Below are 14988 nucleotides of genomic sequence, written 5' to 3' on the forward strand. Positions count from 1 at the left end.
GTTCGGCAAACAGACAAAGGAAATAGACAAAATGCAGGTTTCGGCCAAGGATCAGGAACTGCTGGCGCTGCTCGGCGAGAATGCCCGCATGCCAGTCGCGACGCTGGCGCGCCGGCTCGGCCTGTCGCGGACGACCGTGCAGGCGCGGCTGGAGCGACTGGAGCGCGACGGCGTGATCGCCGGCTACGGGCTGAAGCTGTCGGACGCCTATCTGAGCGGGCTCGTGCGGGCGCACGTGCTGATCACCATTGCGCCGAAGTCGCTCTCGGCGGTGACCGCCGAGCTTGCCGCGATCCGCGAGGTGACGACGCTCCATTCGGTCAACGGTCCCTTCGACCTGATCGCCGTCATCGCCGCCGCCTCGATCGCCGAGCTCGACCGGCTGATCGACCGGATCGGCGAACTGGCGGGCGTCGAGCGCACGCTCTCCTCGATCATCCTGTCGACGCGCATATCGCGGTAGCCGCGGGTCTCCGGATGGCCTGCGGCTTTCCGTTTTCCTTCGCTAACCGCCTGTTCACCGGTTCGGTGCTTCCCCTTTTTCCCGCATTGTTTTAGGACTTGAGTCGCACTATGTGCGGGAGAGTGAACCCCAAGTGGAGAATGTCCGATGAATGAAGACGACGACGACAAGAGCAAGGAACTGCCGCTCGGCAAGGAAACGGAAGCGAACCTCTTCAAGTCGCGTTCGATCTTCATCTATGGCGGGATCACCCAGGAACTCGCCCAGAAGGTCTGCACCCAGCTCGTCGCACTGGCTGCCGCCAGCGACGACGACATCCGCGTCTTCGTCAATTCGCCGGGCGGGCACGTCGAGTCAGGCGATTCGATCCACGACATGATCAAGTTCATCAAGCCGAAGGTCTGGATCATCGGTACCGGCTGGGTCGCCTCCGCCGGCGCGCTGATCTACGTCTCGGTTCCGAAGGAACAGCGCCTCTGCCTGCCGAACACCCGCTTCCTGCTGCACCAACCCTCCGGCGGCACCCGCGGCATGGCCTCCGACATCGAGATCCAGGCCCGCGAGATCATCAAGATGAATGAGCGGCTCAACAAGATCTTCGCAGCCGCCACCGGCCAGCCGGTCGAAAAGATCGCCAAGGACACCGACCGCGACTACTGGCTGTCGGCGGAGGAAGCCAAGAACTACGGCCTCGTCTCCCGCATCATCGAGAGCCAGTCGGACATCTGAGCCAATAGGCCCGGAGATCGAATTTTGCCCCCGTCGGAGAAATCCGGCGGGGGTTCGTGTTTGGGGGCTTGGAGTCAACCCGTTGATACGTGGAGTTCGGCTGTGACAGGAGAACAAGAAGCATTTTCCGGACGTCTGATCCGACTGATCAAGATCGCTTGGGCACTGTCGATCATGACGATAGCCACCGCTACGGGTGTCTACGTCGGATGGGAGACCCATGGCCTTGCCGGAGCCGTCGCGCTCGGTTTCGTTGGTGTCGTGGTCGGCGGGTTCCTCAGCGCACCATCTTTGCTCCTGCAGATGATAAGCTGACTCCTTCCGCAGAAGGAGCGGTCGCTGGCCTCCGACATCGCACTTCGTCCCGTATTGCTGCCAAGTTGGTCGCCGGACAAAGGTTTGCCGGGCGCGCGCTCGCGGCGTTCTCACGAGCTCAAAAATCCGCGGCTTGCCTCACCAGATCAGCGCACTCCAGGCGCGCGCGTATCATCAAGATTTCGTGTCCGACATGACCTGTGTCAAGGCGCGCGGCGTGGACGGAGTGGTGAAATGAGGTGCGCTGCGACTCCTGCGTTTTGCGGGAAATCGTGGTGCAAGGGGCTGGTTGAAATGAGAGAGGCTCGATGTCGGGGGACAGCATTCAGGTCGAGCCTTGTCGGCGTATAAGTTTGTCTTGCTTCAGGCGGCTCAAAGACGGGGCGTCCGGCATTCCGCTGGACCCCTCTGGCAAAAGGCCAGCTAAATCAGGAGGCAATAATGATTTCAAGACATGGAATAGTTCGGACGATTGTAGCGAGCGCGTTGGCTCTCGGGGGTATGATTGCCGCGCCGGCTAGCGCGGCCGATGTCGACCAGCGCTCGGTTGCGCGGGGCGGGCGTCTTTATGACAAGTGGTACAAGGAGATCAAAGTCGATGCTCCGACCGTGTCACATCCGCTTTATCCCGCGGCGAACGAGAAATACGCCAAAGATCCTGCTTCGAACTGGCGCTGTAAGGAATGTCATGGCTGGGATCGTCAGGGTGCCGCGGGCGGCTATGCCAAGGGTAGCCATGCAACCGGAATTATCGGCATCGACGGTATGTCCGGGGGCGATCCTGCGGCTGTCATCGCGATCCTGACCAGCGAGGGGCATGGCTATGGCGACAAGCTTTCGCAGCAGGATCTTGCCGACCTGGCGAATTTCGTCGTGTATGGCAAGGTTGAGTGGCCGGCGTACATCGACCCCGAAACAAAGGAGCCAAAGGGTAATGCCGAAGCGGGCAAGCAGGTCTTCAATACGATCTGCGCCAACTGTCACGGTCTCGAAGGAAAGTTGCCCAAGGAGATGCCGCCGCTCGCTTCGCTCATGAGCAACCCATGGGAAGTGATGCACAAGATCCTGAATGGCCAGCCCAATGAGGCCATGCCAGCGCTGCGCGCGATCGACAACCAGGTTGCGGCCGACATTCTTGCACATCTGAAGACCCTGCCCGAGCAATAGGCGAAGCGCAGGATTTCAGCCAGCCACCGGAAGCCGGGGACGCTTCCGGTGGTCTTTTCAGATGAAAAAGGATTGCAAGGATGCTGGGGTTATTGCGGAGGTTTTGGGGTTGGTACGCCCGCCCGCCTGTCATGATCGGTCAGGGTATTTTGCTGACGATCGGCCTGATCGCGGGGGTGGTGTTCTGGGGCGGATTTCATACCGCGATGGAGGCGACGAATTCGTTGGCGTTCTGTACATCCTGCCACGAGATGCGGGATACGGTTTATGTCGAGTATCAGCAGTCGGTGCATTATCGTAACGCCTCGGGCGTGCGGGCTATCTGTTCCGATTGCCATGTTCCTCATGAATGGGGACCGAAGACGCTGCGCAAGATTCAGGCTGCCGGCGAGATTTGGTCAAAAGTGACCGGGAAAATCGACACGCCGGAGAAATTCGAGGCACGTCGCCTCGAGCTTGCGACCCATGTCTGGAAGACGATGAAGGACAGCGATTCCCGCGAATGCCGTAATTGCCACAGCTTCGACGCTATGGATTTCGCGCATCAGCGCCCGAGGGCGCGCGAAAAGATGGAGCCGGTTGCAACCGGCAAGTATCTGGGGGATGGCTCGACCTGTATCGATTGTCATAAAGGTATTGCGCACAGGCTGCCGAAGGTGGAGCGCGACGACTGACCAGGGAGATGCCTGGTCTCGTGGCGTAGATTCTCAGACGACTGGTCCGATTCCGATATCTGCATCCCTTTGCTGCACCCGTGAGAGCAAATGTCGGAATCACAAGGACGATCAGCCGTCTTATGATTCTGGTGGATTTTTCGAGTTTGACATTTGAGTTGAGCGGGTGTCGCGAACAGGACTCAAATGTCAAATTCATTCCACGAGCTCCCTTGGCGGCGCTACTCATGGCTTCGGTCCGCGAGCCGACTGGAGACATTCAGCAATGAATGTCTGGCCGGATGCCGCGGCGTCGATGTGACCGGTGTCTGTAATAGACGTCCGTCTTAGGTCACGGCCGCTGAAATTTGTCTCCCGCACATAGGGGCACCTGCCGCCGCGGTGCCAGTCTCACATCTGCGTCTTTCTCACCGAATGCGCGTGTCCACGTTGCTGTTTCTTCACATCCGATCGGCACAGTTCACCGCGTCATCTTCCTCTCCCTCTCCGTACCCGTTTGTCGCAACCCTGCCTTGCCAAGGTCCGGCTTTTTTGATCTTCCATCGGCATTCTCCATCCGCCGTTTCCGAGTCCCGCCATGTTGAAAGACCTTTCCGCGCAAAGCCTGTTCATGGGGCTCTTGACCGCCTTCGTCGGTTTTGCGAGCTCGTTTGCCGTCGTGCTGCAGGGCCTCAAAGGGGTTGGGGCGACCGATCTCGAGGCCGCGTCGGGCCTGATGGCGCTCTCCCTCTCCATGGGCGTGTGCGGCGTGGTGCTGAGCCTCGTCACCCGCCTTCCAGTGTCTATCGCGTGGTCGACGCCAGGCGCCGCACTGCTCGCGACCGCGGGCGTGCCGGAGGGCGGCTTTCCGGTCGCGATCGGGGCCTTTCTCGTCTGTGGCGTGCTGATCGTCGTCGCGGGACTCTTCCGGCCGCTCGGCCGGGCGGTCGCGACAATCCCCGCGCCGCTTGCCAATGCCATGCTCTCCGGCGTCATCCTCGGGCTCTGCTTCGCGCCCTTCAAGGCGATCGCCTTCGATCCCCGGCTCGGCCTGCCGATCCTCGCCGCCTGGGCCGTGGTCGCGGCGTTCAAGCGGCTCTATGCCGTGCCGGCGGCGCTTGCGGCCTTCGCGCTGGTCATCGCCTTCGGCGTCGAGCTGCCGGACGGGGCGATGGCAAGCTGGGCGGCCTCGCTTGCGCCACCCGTGGAGCTCGTCATGCCGGCCTTCACGCTGCCATCGCTGATCTCGATTGCGCTGCCGCTCTTCATCGTCACCATGGCCTCGCAGAACATTCCCGGCATCGCGGTCTTGAAGGTCAATCATTACAACCCGATGCCGGGGCCGCTCTTTGCGGTGACGGGCCTCTTCTCGCTCTTTTCCGCGCCCTTCGGCGGCCATGCGGTGAACCTTGCGGCGATCACGGCGGCCATGTGCGCCGGCGAGGACGCCCACCCGGACCCGAAGAAACGCTACTGGGCGGCGGTTGTCTGCAGCCTCGGTTATGTGGTGTTCGGGCTGCTCGCCGGTGCCGTCACCGCCTTCGTCTCGCTCGCCCCGCCGATCCTCATCCAGGCGGTGGCCGGGCTTGCGCTGATTGCCGCCTTTTCCGGTTCGGCGGTCGCCGCCTTCAAGGAGGTCGAGACGCGGGAAGCCGCCGCCGTCACCTTCCTGATCACCGCCTCCGGCGTCTCCTTCGGCGGCATTTCGGGCGCCTTCTGGGGGCTCGTCGCCGGCGGTCTGATGATGGCGCTGACCGCCCTTGTCCGCCATCGGCGCGACGGGCAGAAGCGATAGAGTCATGCATTTGTCGAGGCGCGGTGCGCATCAGGTGCTTGCAAGGCGTAGATCGGCCCGGTATATAGCGGGCATGAAGATTTCGGGCGACACGATCACGACCGTTTCCGCCGCCTGCCGTATTCCGGCCGGCGCGCCGGTGCTCGCCCTAAACTCGCTTCTTCTTCTTGGCCTTATCCGCGGTTGCCGGGTCCACTGAGGAGCGCCCGGCGGCCGATAAGCCCGTCCGGCTCAGCTCCTCGAAAAATCCATGAAATCAGTTTAATGCAGTCCCGACGGGACCCAGGCATTTTTCGTTCGCTCCGGCCGCGATTGTCAGGCCCTTCAGAGCGGCGGTGAATGCGGGAAAAGGAAGAAACGACGATGAACATCAAGACCCACATCGCCAAGCAGGGCATGCCGGAAGCCGCGGTGAAGTACCGGCCCTATCCGCAGATCGACATTCCGGACCGCACCTGGCCGGGCAATGCCATCACCAAGGCGCCGATCTGGTGCTCGGTGGACCTGCGCGACGGCAACCAGGCGCTGATCAACCCGATGGGGCACGACCGCAAGGCCCGCATGTTCCAGCTGCTCATCGAGATGGGCTTCAAGGAAATCGAGATCGGCTTCCCCTCGGCCTCGCAGACGGATTTCGACTTCGCCCGCTGGTGCGTCGAGGAGGGCAATGTGCCCGCGGACGTGTCGCTGCAGGTTCTGGTCCAGTGCCGGCCCGAGCTGATCACCCGCACCTTCGAGGCGCTGGAAGGCGCACACAAGCCGATCATCCACCTCTACAACTCGACCTCCGAGCTGCAGCGGCGCGTGGTGTTCGGCAAGGATGTCGCGGGCGTCAAGCAAATCGCCGTCGATGCGGCGAAGATGATCACCGACATGGCGGCGAAGGCCGGCGGCGGCTATCGCTTCGAATATTCGCCGGAAAGCTTCACCGGCACCGAACTCGACGTCGCGCTGGAAATCTCGAACGCGGTCATCGACATCATCAAGCCGACGGCCGACAACAAGCTGATCCTCAACCTGCCGTCCACCGTCGAGATGTCGACACCGAACATTTATGCCGACATGATCGAATGGATGTGCCGCAACATCGACAACCGCGAGAACGTCATCGTCTCCCTGCATCCGCACAATGACCGCGGTACGGGGATCGCGGCCACCGAACTCGGCCTGATGGCCGGCGCCGACCGCGTCGAAGGCACGCTCTTCGGCAACGGCGAGCGCACCGGCAATGTCGACATCGTCACGCTGGCGCTCAACATGTTCACGCAAGGGGTTGATCCGAAACTGGATTGTTCCGATATCGAGCGGATCAAGGCGGTCTACGAATATTCGAACCAGATGGTCATTCCCGAGCGCCATCCTTACGTCGGCGAACTCGTCTACACGGCCTTTTCCGGCTCGCACCAGGACGCCATCAACAAGGGCATGAAGGCGAGGCGAAAGGCGAATTCTCCGGTCTGGGAAGTGCCGTATCTGCCGATCGATCCGCAGGACGTCGGCCGCACCTACGAAGCGATCATCCGCATCAACTCGCAGTCCGGCAAGGGCGGCATCGCCTATATCCTGCAGGAGGACTACGGCATCAACCTGCCGCGCAACCTGCAGGTGGAGTTCCGTGAAGACATCCAGCGGATCACCGACGACGAGGGCGTCGAGCTGCCGTCGAAGCGCATCTACGAGCGCTTCCTCGAACGCTACGTGATGCAGCCCGAGGCGCGGCTGAAATTCGTCGACCACCACACCTATCCCGACACCGAGCACAAGGGCATGCGCATCGTCGCGGCCGAGATCACCGACGGCGGCGAGGTGAAGCGCATCGAGGGCAGGGGAACCGGTCCGATCGACGGCTTCATCAACGCGCTCTCGACCTATCTCGGCTTCGAGATGTCGGTGCAGGACTATTCCGAGCATTCGCTGCAGCACGGCTCGAATGCCTCGGCGATCGCCTATGTCGAGGTCTCCCATCCGGGCGGAACGCTGTTCGGCGTCGGCATCAACACCAACATCGTCGCAGCCTCCCTCGAAGCGATCATCTCGGCGGCGAACCGGGTGCTGGAAGAGCGCGCGAAGGCCTGAGCGATGGGCCTTTACGCGGAGGTCCGGGGCGACGTCGGAGCTGCGGCGGCACCGCTGGTGCTGCTGCACGGCTTCGGCGGCACGTCCGGCATCTGGGCGGAGGTGCTCCGGCACCTTCCTCCGGATATCCCCGTTCTCGCCTATGACCTGCCGGGTCATGGGCTTTCGCTTGCCGCCGATGACCTCGGCGGCGCCGGGCGGATGGCGAAGGCGGTCGCCGCCGATCTCGCTGCGCGGGGGATCGAGCGCTTCCATGTCGCGGGCCATTCCCTCGGCGGGGCCATCGCCGCGATCCTCGCCCTGAGGGCGCCGGAGAAGGTGGCGAGCCTGACGCTCGTCGCGCCGGGCGGCTTCGGCCCGGAAATCAACGGGTCGGTGCTTTCCGCCTTCGCTCTCGCCGAGACGGCGGAGGAGATGCGGACTGCGATGGAGGCGATGGTCGCTCCGGCCCATGCGATACCGCAGGACGCGGTGGACGCGATGCTTGCCGCGCGGCAAGTGCCGGGTGCACGCGCGGCGGTCGGGATAGTCCTGAAGGCCATCCTTTCCGAAACGACGGAGGCCGGCGAGCCACGACAGGGCACATTGCCGGTCGGCGATCTCCGCAGCCTGCCGATGCCGAAATATCTTCTCTGGGGGATCGAAGACCGCATCCTGCCGGTCGGACAGGCTCAGTCGCTCGAAGGGGCGGCGGCGATCCGGCTCCTGCCCGCGGCGGGGCACATGCTGCCGGAAGAATGCCCGCAAGAGGTGGCGCGTCTTCTCGTGGCCGCGGTGGGAGCGGTCGCGGCCTGAACGCTGCGGATTATTCGATCAGGAACTGGTGGTGATCGACCTTCATCTGGCCGCTCGCGCCGGAGATGCAATGGCGGTCCCATTGCAGCCGCCAGGCATTCGGTTCTCCGCTGATCGAGAAGAGGTTGTAGCCGGCCGGCGGCTTGTGGCTTCCCGGCCCCTGCGAGGCGGCGGCGATGCCGACGACCGGAACCTTGCGGCCGTGGCTTTCCAGCCAGTAAAGCGTATTGAAATGGGTGTGCCCGTGCAGCACGAGCTCGGCGCCGCCGACCGAAATCGCCGCGGCGAAGCGGCGGATGCCGATCATGCGCTTGTGCGAGGAGGTCGCGCCGCGGATCGGCGGATGGTGGATCATCACCACCCGAAAGAGGCCCTCCTCGCCCGCGGCCTTCAGCAGTTCTGCCGTCTCGCGCGCCTGGCGCTTGCCGAAGTAGCCGGTAGCGGAGAAGGGCGGGGTGGCGAGCGATGTCGAACAGCCGATCAGGGCGACGGGACCGCGGCGGCGGATATAGGGAAAGAGCTTGTGGCCTTTGCGCCAGATCAGCGGATCGTCGTCGCCGCGCATATAGTCGTACCAGGCCTGCACGGACTCGTCGTGCGCGCCGGGAACATAGGCGTCGTGGTTGCCGGGAACCACCGAGGTGTCGAGCGGCCCGCCCGCCTCCTTCAGCCATTCGGCGGCGCGGCGGATCTCGATGCCGGAGGCGAGATTGACGAGGTCGCCGGTGATCGCTAGGTGGTCCGGCGCGTGGCGGCGCAGATCGGCAAGTATCAAATCAAGTGCATTGGCGAAAAGATGCTTGCGTCGGTTGCGGTGCCAGTTCACATATCCGGTAATGCGCTTCGAGGCGAGTTCACGGATGGTCAGGGCGGGCAGCGGCCCGAGGTGAACGTCGGAGATATGCGCGAGCTTGAACATGGCGCCTTCATAAAGGCGCAGCAGACCCGGAGCAAGCCCGATGGGGGAGGACAGGACAATCGAAGAGAAACGCAGCGCCGCCGCCCGGCTGGTTACACGCATGTTGCACGGCTATTTCGCGATTTCCCGCGGCATGACTCTCGGCGTGCGGGCCGCCTGTTACGACGAGGCTGGCCGCATCTTCCTCGTGCGCCATTCCTATGTACCCGGCTGGCACATGCCGGGCGGCGGCGTCGAACGGCGCGAAACGGCGCTGCAGGCGCTGTCGAAGGAGCTGCGCGAAGAGGGCAATCTCGAAATGACCGGCCCGGCGCAGCTCTTCCACGTCTATTTCAACACCCGCGTCAGCCGCCGCGACCACGTCCTGTTCTACCGGGCGAACGTGGTGCAGACGGCGCCGCGCAAGCCAGATCTGGAAATCGTGGAGAGTGGCTTCTTCGCTCTCCACGACCTCCCTCACGGCGTGACGCCGGCGACGCAGCGACGCCTGCGGGAGCTCAGCGGCGAGGTTCCGCCCGACGATCTCTGGTGAGTGCTGCGGCTTCGCAGAGCGCCTCGCGGCCGTGCGGCCGGTCGAGGTCGAGCTCCGGGCCCACGGGCACGACGCCGGTCGGGTTGATCGTCTTGTGGCTGCGGTAATAGTGCGCCTTGATATGGGCCATATTGACCGTGCCTGCGACGCCCGGCACCTGGTAGAGATCGCGCAGGTAGCCCGAGAGGTTCGGATAGTCGGCGATCCGGCGGATGTTGCACTTGAAGTGGCCGACATAGACGGCATCGAAGCGCACCAGCGTGGTGAAGAGCCGCCAGTCGGCCTCCGTCAGCCGGTCGCCGAAGAGGTAGCGCTGGGTCGAGAGCCGGCCGTCGAGCCAGTCGAGCGTCTCGAAGAGCGGTAGCACGGCGCTTTCGTAGGCCTCTTGCGTGGTGGCGAAGCCCGCCTTGTAGACCCCGTTGTTGACGGTGTCGTAGATCCGGGCGTTGATCACGTCGATCTCGGCGCGCAGTTCCTCCGGACAGAAGTCGTCGGTCGAGCCGGTCAGCCCGTCGAAGGCGCGGTTGAACATGCGGATGATCTCGGCCGACTCGTTCGAGACGATCGTCTGCCGCTTCCTGTCCCAGAGGACGGGCACGGTGACGCGGCCGGTATAGGACGGGTCCGCCCTCACGTAGATGTCGGCAAGCGTCTTCGCGCCGAACAGGTGGTCGACGGTGCCGCCGTCCTCGCCCTTGAACTCCCAACCCTTCTCCAGCATCAGCGGGTCGACGACCGAGACCGAGATCAGGTCCTCGAGCTTCTTCAGCCTGCGGAAGATGAGGGTCCTGTGCGCCCAGGGACAGGCATAGGAGACGTAGAGGTGATAGCGCCCGGCCTCCGCCTCGAAGCCGCCCGTGCCGCTCGGGCCGGGGGTGCCGTCCGCCGTCACCCAGTTGCGGAAGGCCGACTCACTTCGCCGGAAATGCCCGGCGGTCGCCTTGGTGTCGTACCATACGTCGTGCCAGACGCCCTCGACGAGCATGCCCATGACGGATTTCCTTCCTGCTTTGCGGTCTCTTGCCCGGGAAAATATGCCATGGGCCGGCAATTGCGAGATGCCGATTGCTGAACACTGCGTTTTTCCGATGGACGGCAAAAAAAAATGCTGCTATCGGCGTCGATACCTTATCTGGAAAGACAACCGATGGCCGAAACCCGGACCCTGCGACGACGCTGATGTTTTACCCGACGTGCTTACGCGCGTCCCGTGAACCATTTTTCCCTGTCTGTCTGCCGGTCCTGGTCTTCCCATGAAAAATCACCAGCTTGTCTACCTCACCGAGGATGCGTCGCATGACGCGGCCATCGAACTCATCAACGAAGAAGCCTTCGGCCCCGGCCGGCACACCCGTGCCGCCGCGCGCATCCGCGAGCAGGGGTCGCATGACCGGACGCTTTCCTTCATCTGCGCCGACGACGGCGAAACCATCGCCTCGGTGCGCATGACGCCGGTCACCGCCGGTTCGGTGAAGGGCCATCTGCTCGGGCCGCTCGCCGTGCGGCCCTCCCACAAGAACATGGGCATCGGCCGCGAGCTCGTCCGCATCGCCGTCGAGGCGGCGCGGCGTGCCGGATCGGAAGCCGTCATCCTCGTCGGCGACCCGCCCTATTACATGCCGCTCGGCTTCGAGAAGGTGGCGTGGAAGGCGCTGGAATTCCCGGGCCCGGTCGATCCCGGCCGGGTGCTCGCCGTGCCGCTTGCCGCCGATGCCCACGAACGGCTCAAGGGCGTGATCGCCTGGCGCCCCTGAGGCGCAGTCTGCTCAGCCGAGCCGCTTCTTCATCCAGGTGATCGAAAAGTCGCCGGCGAAATTCTCCAGTGCCCCGAAGACCTCGTAGCCCTGCCGCGCATAGGCGCGGCGGGCGTCGGGGTTGATCGTGTCGATATAGGCGCCGGTGCAGCCGCGCGCCTTCGCTTCGTCCTCAGCCATCTGCAGCAGGCGGCCTGCGAGGCCTCGTCCGCGAAGATTCTCCGGAATGTAGAGGAGCGTCACGTAGAGCCAGCCGCGCCCGGTATAGCCGACGAGCCCGCCCTCGACCTTTCCCTCACCGTCACGGATCGGAATCATCAGGTCGCGCCGGTCGGTCGGCCCGAGCATCCCGTCGTTATGGGCGAGGATCGCATCACGGATCGCGTCGCGCGCTTCGTCGGGGACGGTATCGGAGAGAGTGAGATCGAGGGACATGGGGCGAGGCTAGGGGGAAGCGGGAGAGGAGTCGAGGGGGGCCTTCAGGCGTTAGAACCCTGTTTTTCGAGCGGCTGGACCGAGAGGCGGAGGCCCATACTTCGAAGGAGAGCGCTGAGGCTCCGCAGCTCCGGATTGCCCTTTTCGGAGAGCGTCCGATAGAGCTGGGTCGGGTTGAGGTCCGCCGACTTCGCGACAGCCGTCACACCGCCGAAGGCCTTCGCCATCTGGCGCAGTGTTACCAGCAGCTCGCCCTGGTCACCATCGGCCAATATCGCATCGAGGGTCGCCGCTGCGAGTTCCGGGTCGTCACGGAAAAGTGCGGCCATGGCGTCGTCGTGAGACTGATCTTTCATTTTCCGCATCCTCAATCCAGGCGGCTCAGCCAGTCCTGCCAACAAGAGCAGGCTCGCTCGATATCCGCTTCCTGTGTTCGCTTGCTTCCAGCGCACAAGAGCAGAACCACTGTCTTCCCGGATCGTCCGTAGTAGACACGGTATCCGGGACCTACATCGACACGCAATTCGTAGACGCCACTTCGCAGAGCCTTGAAGTCTCCAAAGTTGCCCTGTTCGAGCCGGTTCAGGCGCCTGATGATTGCCGTCTTGGCAAGCGGATCGCGCAGGCCGGCAAGCCATTCGACAAAGAGATTTCGACCGTCGCGCGTCAGGTAGTGCCGGATTTCTAGCATGAAATAAGGTTCGTTTAAAGACGAATTTTGTGGGCTGTCTATTGCCGGCCGACGGCAGCCGCAATCGATTGTCGAAAAGCTACACCCGGGAATTAGTCAAGCACGATGCCATCTTCTCGAGTATCGCGCGACTATAGGTGGTGATTTGCTTGAATTCCAGTATCGACGGATAAGCCACCGTCCTTTTCCGCCCAAACCCGGAACTTCCTCGCCCTCCCGACATTTTCACGAACGTGAAAGGAGGCCCGGATGATGGATTTCTGGAAGACGGAAGAGCGTCTCTGGCGCGAGGGTGCGCCAGCCTACGAAGAGCTGATGACCGGGGACTGCATCATGGTTTTCGGTCCGGTCGGTATTCTGGAGCGCGACCGCATCGCCGAGAGCATACGCGCCGCGCCGCGCTGGTCCTCCGTCGAAATGTCGGACCAGATCGTGCGCGAGCACGGCGGCAAGGTGGTGATCCTGGCCTATCGTGCGCGGGCGGAGCGCGAAGGTGGCGGGGCTTACGATGCCTGCTGTACGTCGACCTATATCCGCGAAGGAGACGTCTGGCGGATCGCGCATCATCAGCAATCGCCGGTCTAGCGGACTGCCCTACCGTCCCTCGCGCCACCACATGGCCGACATCGCAAGGAGCAGCACGGCAAGGCCGGCGAAACCGGCAAAGAGCGGTAGCGTGTCGATCCCCTTCAGCACCGTCTCGTCGGTCATGCGGATCGGCATCCGCTTGTCGTCGCTGACGCGGATGTCGCTTCTGACCGGCAGGATATCGGGGATGCGCAAGCCGCCGCGGCCATCATCGAGCCGGCCGAGATAGCCCTTGCTGCGCTCGGCAATCGGCTGCAGCGCCCCGGTCGTCGAGATCATCGCCTTGAATTCCTGGGCATCGGCCGCGCCGACATGGGCGAGCGTCGAGAGGTCGCCATTGGTGATCTTGAAGAGGCCGGTCTCGTCCATCCGCCTTTCGCCGCGGTAGAGGCCGGGGGCAATCTCGGTAAGCGGCAGGCTTTCGGTCTTGCCGGAGGGGGATTCGACCACCGCCGCGCCCGGCGCGTCGCCGATCGTCTGGCGGGTCACTTCGAGCAGATGGCCGGAGGCCCTGGCCGTCAGCGCCTCTTCCTCCAGTTCCGGCTCCTTCATCAGCCAGTGGGCGATGCGGCGATAGAGCGAGACGTGCGGCCCGCCGCCCTCGAAACCGCGCGCCCAGAGCCAGCCCTGGTCGGAGAGCAGCATGGCGACGCGGCCTTCGCCGGCGCGATCGAGGACGAGGAGCGGCCGGTCGCCGTCGCCGGTCATCACCGTCTCGCCCTTCGGCGGTTCGACGTCGACGGTGCGGAACCAGCGGCCCCAGTGCGGTGGCTCGACGGCGGACCCGTCGAGGCCGCGGGTGACGGGGTGGCGCTTGCCCTTGTCGGAGAGCCGCGGATAGAAGCCGACCTCGTGCATGGTGCCGAGGGGTGCGGCCGGCAGAACGGTTTCCAGCGGCGTCAGCGCAATCGAGTCTTCGCTCGCGTGCTCGGGGCCTGCGGCGATCAGCAGCGCGCCGCCCTTCCTCACATATTCGGCGATGTAATCGTAATAGAGGATCGGCAGCACGCCGCGGTGCTGGTAGCGGTCGAAGATGATGAGGTCGAAATCCTCGATCTTCTCGACGAAGAGCTCGCGCGTCGGGAAGGCGATCAGCGACAGCTCGTTGATCGGCGTGCCGTCCTGTTTTTCCGGCGGCCGCAGGATGGTGAAGTGGACAAGATCGACCGAGGCGTCGGATTTCAGGAGGTTGCGCCAGGCCCGCTCGCCGGCATGCGGCTCACCCGAGACGAGCAGCACGCGCAGGTTCTCGCGGATGCCCTGGATCAGATGGACCGCCTGATTGTTCGCTTCGGTCACCTCGCCGGCGACAGGATCGACGGCAAGCTCCACCACATTGGTGCCGCCGCGCGGCACCTTGAACGGGAACGGCGTCTCCGCTCCTGGGGTCGCGTCGACAATCGCCGTCTGCTCGCCGTTGATCGAGACGGTTACCCGTGCCGGCGCATTCGTCGAGCGTCCGTCGTCGAAGACGCGGAAGGTGAGTTCCTGCTCTTCCCCGACGATGCCGAAGCGGGGTGCGCGCAAGACCTCGATGCGCCGGTCGTGCTCGTCGGCCTTGCCGGTGACGAGGCCGTGCACCGGACCCGCAAAGCCGAGCGACTGGCCGGCGCCGGGCACGTCGTGCACCTGGCCGTCGGTCAGCAGGATTGCGCCGCCGACCCGCGCGGGCGGCACGTCGGAAATCGTCGAGTTCAGCGCCTCAAAGAGCCGGGTCGAGGGAGAATCCGAATTCTCCGCGGCGCCTGCCTCGACGATGCGCGGCTCGATGAGCGGGAAGCGCGCCAGACGTTCCTTGAGCGCAGCCAGCGCCTTGTCGGTCATCTCCCGCCGTCCCGCCGTCTCCTGGCTCTGGCTGCGGTCGACGACGACTGGCACGACGGTCGTCAATTGCTCGCGGTTTTCCTGAAGCAGCAGCGGGTTGGCGAGTGCGGCAAGCACGGCGAGCGCGGCGGTGAGGCGGAGCGCCGTTCCCCGAATGGAGGCGCGGAAGCCGAGTGCCGCAAGGGCGAGCGAAATGACCGCGAGGGCGGCGAGGACGGGGAATGGCAGGAAGGGGGCGAACTCGATCGTCAT

General features: G+C 64.0%; 17 protein-coding genes. 11 read left to right on the forward strand and 6 right to left on the reverse strand.

Annotated elements, in window-relative coordinates:
- Positions 1–31: 31 nt before the first annotated feature.
- From EUU22_RS12485 to EUU22_RS12520, 8 genes are all read left to right on the forward strand, one after another.
- Positions 32–463, forward strand: coding sequence for an Lrp/AsnC family transcriptional regulator (locus tag EUU22_RS12485; protein ID WP_112690878.1), 432 nt, complete (start codon positions 32–34; stop codon positions 461–463).
- 147 nt (positions 464–610) lie between these two features.
- The gene (locus tag EUU22_RS12490; RefSeq protein WP_129332311.1) at positions 611–1192 is read left to right on the forward strand and encodes an ATP-dependent Clp protease proteolytic subunit; all 582 of its coding nucleotides are present in this window, start codon (positions 611–613) and stop codon (positions 1190–1192) included.
- A gap of 102 nt (positions 1193–1294) precedes the next feature.
- Complete coding sequence (locus EUU22_RS12495; protein WP_129332312.1) at positions 1295–1507, forward strand: hypothetical protein; 213 nt, start codon at positions 1295–1297, stop codon at positions 1505–1507.
- A gap of 441 nt (positions 1508–1948) precedes the next feature.
- The gene (locus EUU22_RS12500) at positions 1949–2674 is read left to right on the forward strand and encodes a c-type cytochrome (protein ID WP_129332313.1); all 726 of its coding nucleotides are present in this window, start codon (positions 1949–1951) and stop codon (positions 2672–2674) included.
- 80 nt (positions 2675–2754) lie between these two features.
- Positions 2755–3348, forward strand: a complete 594-nt coding sequence (locus EUU22_RS12505; RefSeq protein WP_129332314.1) for a NapC/NirT family cytochrome c — start codon at positions 2755–2757, stop codon at positions 3346–3348.
- Positions 3349–3925: 577 nt separating this feature from the next.
- Positions 3926–5122, forward strand: coding sequence for a benzoate/H(+) symporter BenE family transporter (locus EUU22_RS12510; protein WP_129332315.1), 1197 nt, complete (start codon positions 3926–3928; stop codon positions 5120–5122).
- Between the two features lie 363 nt (positions 5123–5485).
- Positions 5486–7198 (forward strand): 2-isopropylmalate synthase, encoded by a 1713-nt coding sequence (gene leuA, locus EUU22_RS12515; protein ID WP_129332316.1) that lies wholly within the window; start codon positions 5486–5488, stop codon positions 7196–7198.
- A 3-nt stretch (positions 7199–7201) separates the two neighbouring features.
- Positions 7202–7993, forward strand: a complete 792-nt coding sequence (locus tag EUU22_RS12520) for an alpha/beta fold hydrolase (RefSeq protein WP_129332317.1) — start codon at positions 7202–7204, stop codon at positions 7991–7993.
- A 10-nt stretch (positions 7994–8003) separates the two neighbouring features.
- On the opposite strand, the gene EUU22_RS12525 is transcribed toward EUU22_RS12520, so the two are convergent.
- Positions 8004–8912 (reverse strand): metallophosphoesterase family protein, encoded by a 909-nt coding sequence (locus EUU22_RS12525; RefSeq protein WP_129332318.1) that lies wholly within the window; start codon positions 8910–8912, stop codon positions 8004–8006.
- Between the two features lie 40 nt (positions 8913–8952).
- On the opposite strand from EUU22_RS12525, the gene EUU22_RS12530 reads away from it, so the two are divergent.
- Positions 8953–9444, forward strand: a complete 492-nt coding sequence (locus tag EUU22_RS12530; protein ID WP_129332319.1) for an NUDIX domain-containing protein — start codon at positions 8953–8955, stop codon at positions 9442–9444.
- On the opposite strand, the gene EUU22_RS12535 is transcribed toward EUU22_RS12530, so the two are convergent.
- Positions 9410–10435, reverse strand: a complete 1026-nt coding sequence (locus EUU22_RS12535) for a glutathione S-transferase family protein (protein WP_129332320.1) — start codon at positions 10433–10435, stop codon at positions 9410–9412. The two genes, EUU22_RS12530 and EUU22_RS12535, sit on opposite strands and share 35 nt — an antisense overlap.
- A 262-nt stretch (positions 10436–10697) precedes the next feature.
- On the opposite strand from EUU22_RS12535, the gene EUU22_RS12540 reads away from it, so the two are divergent.
- Positions 10698–11198 carry a GNAT family N-acetyltransferase gene (locus EUU22_RS12540; RefSeq protein WP_129332321.1) on the forward strand — a complete coding sequence of 167 codons (501 nt, stop codon included), beginning with the start codon at positions 10698–10700 and terminating at the stop codon, positions 11196–11198.
- Positions 11199–11210: 12 nt separating this feature from the next.
- Here EUU22_RS12540 and EUU22_RS12545 read toward each other — a convergent pair whose 3' ends face one another.
- From EUU22_RS12545 to EUU22_RS12555, 3 genes are read right to left on the reverse strand one after another with little or no spacing between them, the layout of a single operon-like run.
- Positions 11211–11633: a GNAT family N-acetyltransferase gene (locus tag EUU22_RS12545; RefSeq protein ID WP_129332322.1), complete on the reverse strand. Its 423-nt coding sequence runs from the start codon at positions 11631–11633 to the stop codon at positions 11211–11213.
- Between the two features lie 44 nt (positions 11634–11677).
- Complete coding sequence (locus EUU22_RS12550; RefSeq protein ID WP_129332323.1) at positions 11678–11989, reverse strand: helix-turn-helix domain-containing transcriptional regulator; 312 nt, start codon at positions 11987–11989, stop codon at positions 11678–11680.
- 11 nt (positions 11990–12000) lie between these two features.
- Positions 12001–12324: a type II toxin-antitoxin system RelE/ParE family toxin gene (locus EUU22_RS12555; protein ID WP_129332324.1), complete on the reverse strand. Its 324-nt coding sequence runs from the start codon at positions 12322–12324 to the stop codon at positions 12001–12003.
- A gap of 249 nt (positions 12325–12573) precedes the next feature.
- On the opposite strand from EUU22_RS12555, the gene EUU22_RS12560 reads away from it, so the two are divergent.
- Positions 12574–12909 (forward strand): nuclear transport factor 2 family protein, encoded by a 336-nt coding sequence (locus tag EUU22_RS12560; protein WP_129332325.1) that lies wholly within the window; start codon positions 12574–12576, stop codon positions 12907–12909.
- A 9-nt stretch (positions 12910–12918) separates the two neighbouring features.
- On the opposite strand, the gene EUU22_RS12565 is transcribed toward EUU22_RS12560, so the two are convergent.
- Positions 12919–14988: a hypothetical protein gene (locus tag EUU22_RS12565; protein ID WP_129332326.1), complete on the reverse strand. Its 2070-nt coding sequence runs from the start codon at positions 14986–14988 to the stop codon at positions 12919–12921.

The sequence above is a fragment of the Ciceribacter ferrooxidans genome, from assembly GCF_004137355.1.
Lineage (GTDB): Bacteria > Pseudomonadota > Alphaproteobacteria > Rhizobiales > Rhizobiaceae > Allorhizobium > Allorhizobium ferrooxidans.

Excerpts from the sequence above, each read along its gene's own strand:
- EUU22_RS12560 (WP_129332325.1), top strand. The coding sequence starts at position 12,574 with ATGATGGATTTCTGGAAGACGGAAGAGCGTCTCTGGCGCGAGGGTGCG.
- EUU22_RS12555 (WP_129332324.1), bottom strand. The coding sequence starts at position 12,324 with ATGCTAGAAATCCGGCACTACCTGACGCGCGACGGTCGAAATCTCTTT.
- EUU22_RS12505 (WP_129332314.1), top strand. The coding sequence starts at position 2,755 with ATGCTGGGGTTATTGCGGAGGTTTTGGGGTTGGTACGCCCGCCCGCCT.
- EUU22_RS12565 (WP_129332326.1), bottom strand. The coding sequence starts at position 14,988 with ATGACGATCGAGTTCGCCCCCTTCCTGCCATTCCCCGTCCTCGCCGCC.
- EUU22_RS12490 (WP_129332311.1), top strand. The coding sequence starts at position 611 with ATGAATGAAGACGACGACGACAAGAGCAAGGAACTGCCGCTCGGCAAG.
- EUU22_RS12540 (WP_129332321.1), top strand. The coding sequence starts at position 10,698 with ATGAAAAATCACCAGCTTGTCTACCTCACCGAGGATGCGTCGCATGAC.
- EUU22_RS12530 (WP_129332319.1), top strand. The coding sequence starts at position 8,953 with ATGGGGGAGGACAGGACAATCGAAGAGAAACGCAGCGCCGCCGCCCGG.
- EUU22_RS12535 (WP_129332320.1), bottom strand. The coding sequence starts at position 10,435 with ATGGGCATGCTCGTCGAGGGCGTCTGGCACGACGTATGGTACGACACC.
- EUU22_RS12525 (WP_129332318.1), bottom strand. The coding sequence starts at position 8,912 with ATGTTCAAGCTCGCGCATATCTCCGACGTTCACCTCGGGCCGCTGCCC.
- leuA (WP_129332316.1), top strand. The coding sequence starts at position 5,486 with ATGAACATCAAGACCCACATCGCCAAGCAGGGCATGCCGGAAGCCGCG.
- EUU22_RS12500 (WP_129332313.1), top strand. The coding sequence starts at position 1,949 with ATGATTTCAAGACATGGAATAGTTCGGACGATTGTAGCGAGCGCGTTG.
- EUU22_RS12545 (WP_129332322.1), bottom strand. The coding sequence starts at position 11,633 with ATGTCCCTCGATCTCACTCTCTCCGATACCGTCCCCGACGAAGCGCGC.
- EUU22_RS12510 (WP_129332315.1), top strand. The coding sequence starts at position 3,926 with ATGTTGAAAGACCTTTCCGCGCAAAGCCTGTTCATGGGGCTCTTGACC.
- EUU22_RS12550 (WP_129332323.1), bottom strand. The coding sequence starts at position 11,989 with ATGAAAGATCAGTCTCACGACGACGCCATGGCCGCACTTTTCCGTGAC.
- EUU22_RS12520 (WP_129332317.1), top strand. The coding sequence starts at position 7,202 with ATGGGCCTTTACGCGGAGGTCCGGGGCGACGTCGGAGCTGCGGCGGCA.
- EUU22_RS12485 (WP_112690878.1), top strand. The coding sequence starts at position 32 with ATGCAGGTTTCGGCCAAGGATCAGGAACTGCTGGCGCTGCTCGGCGAG.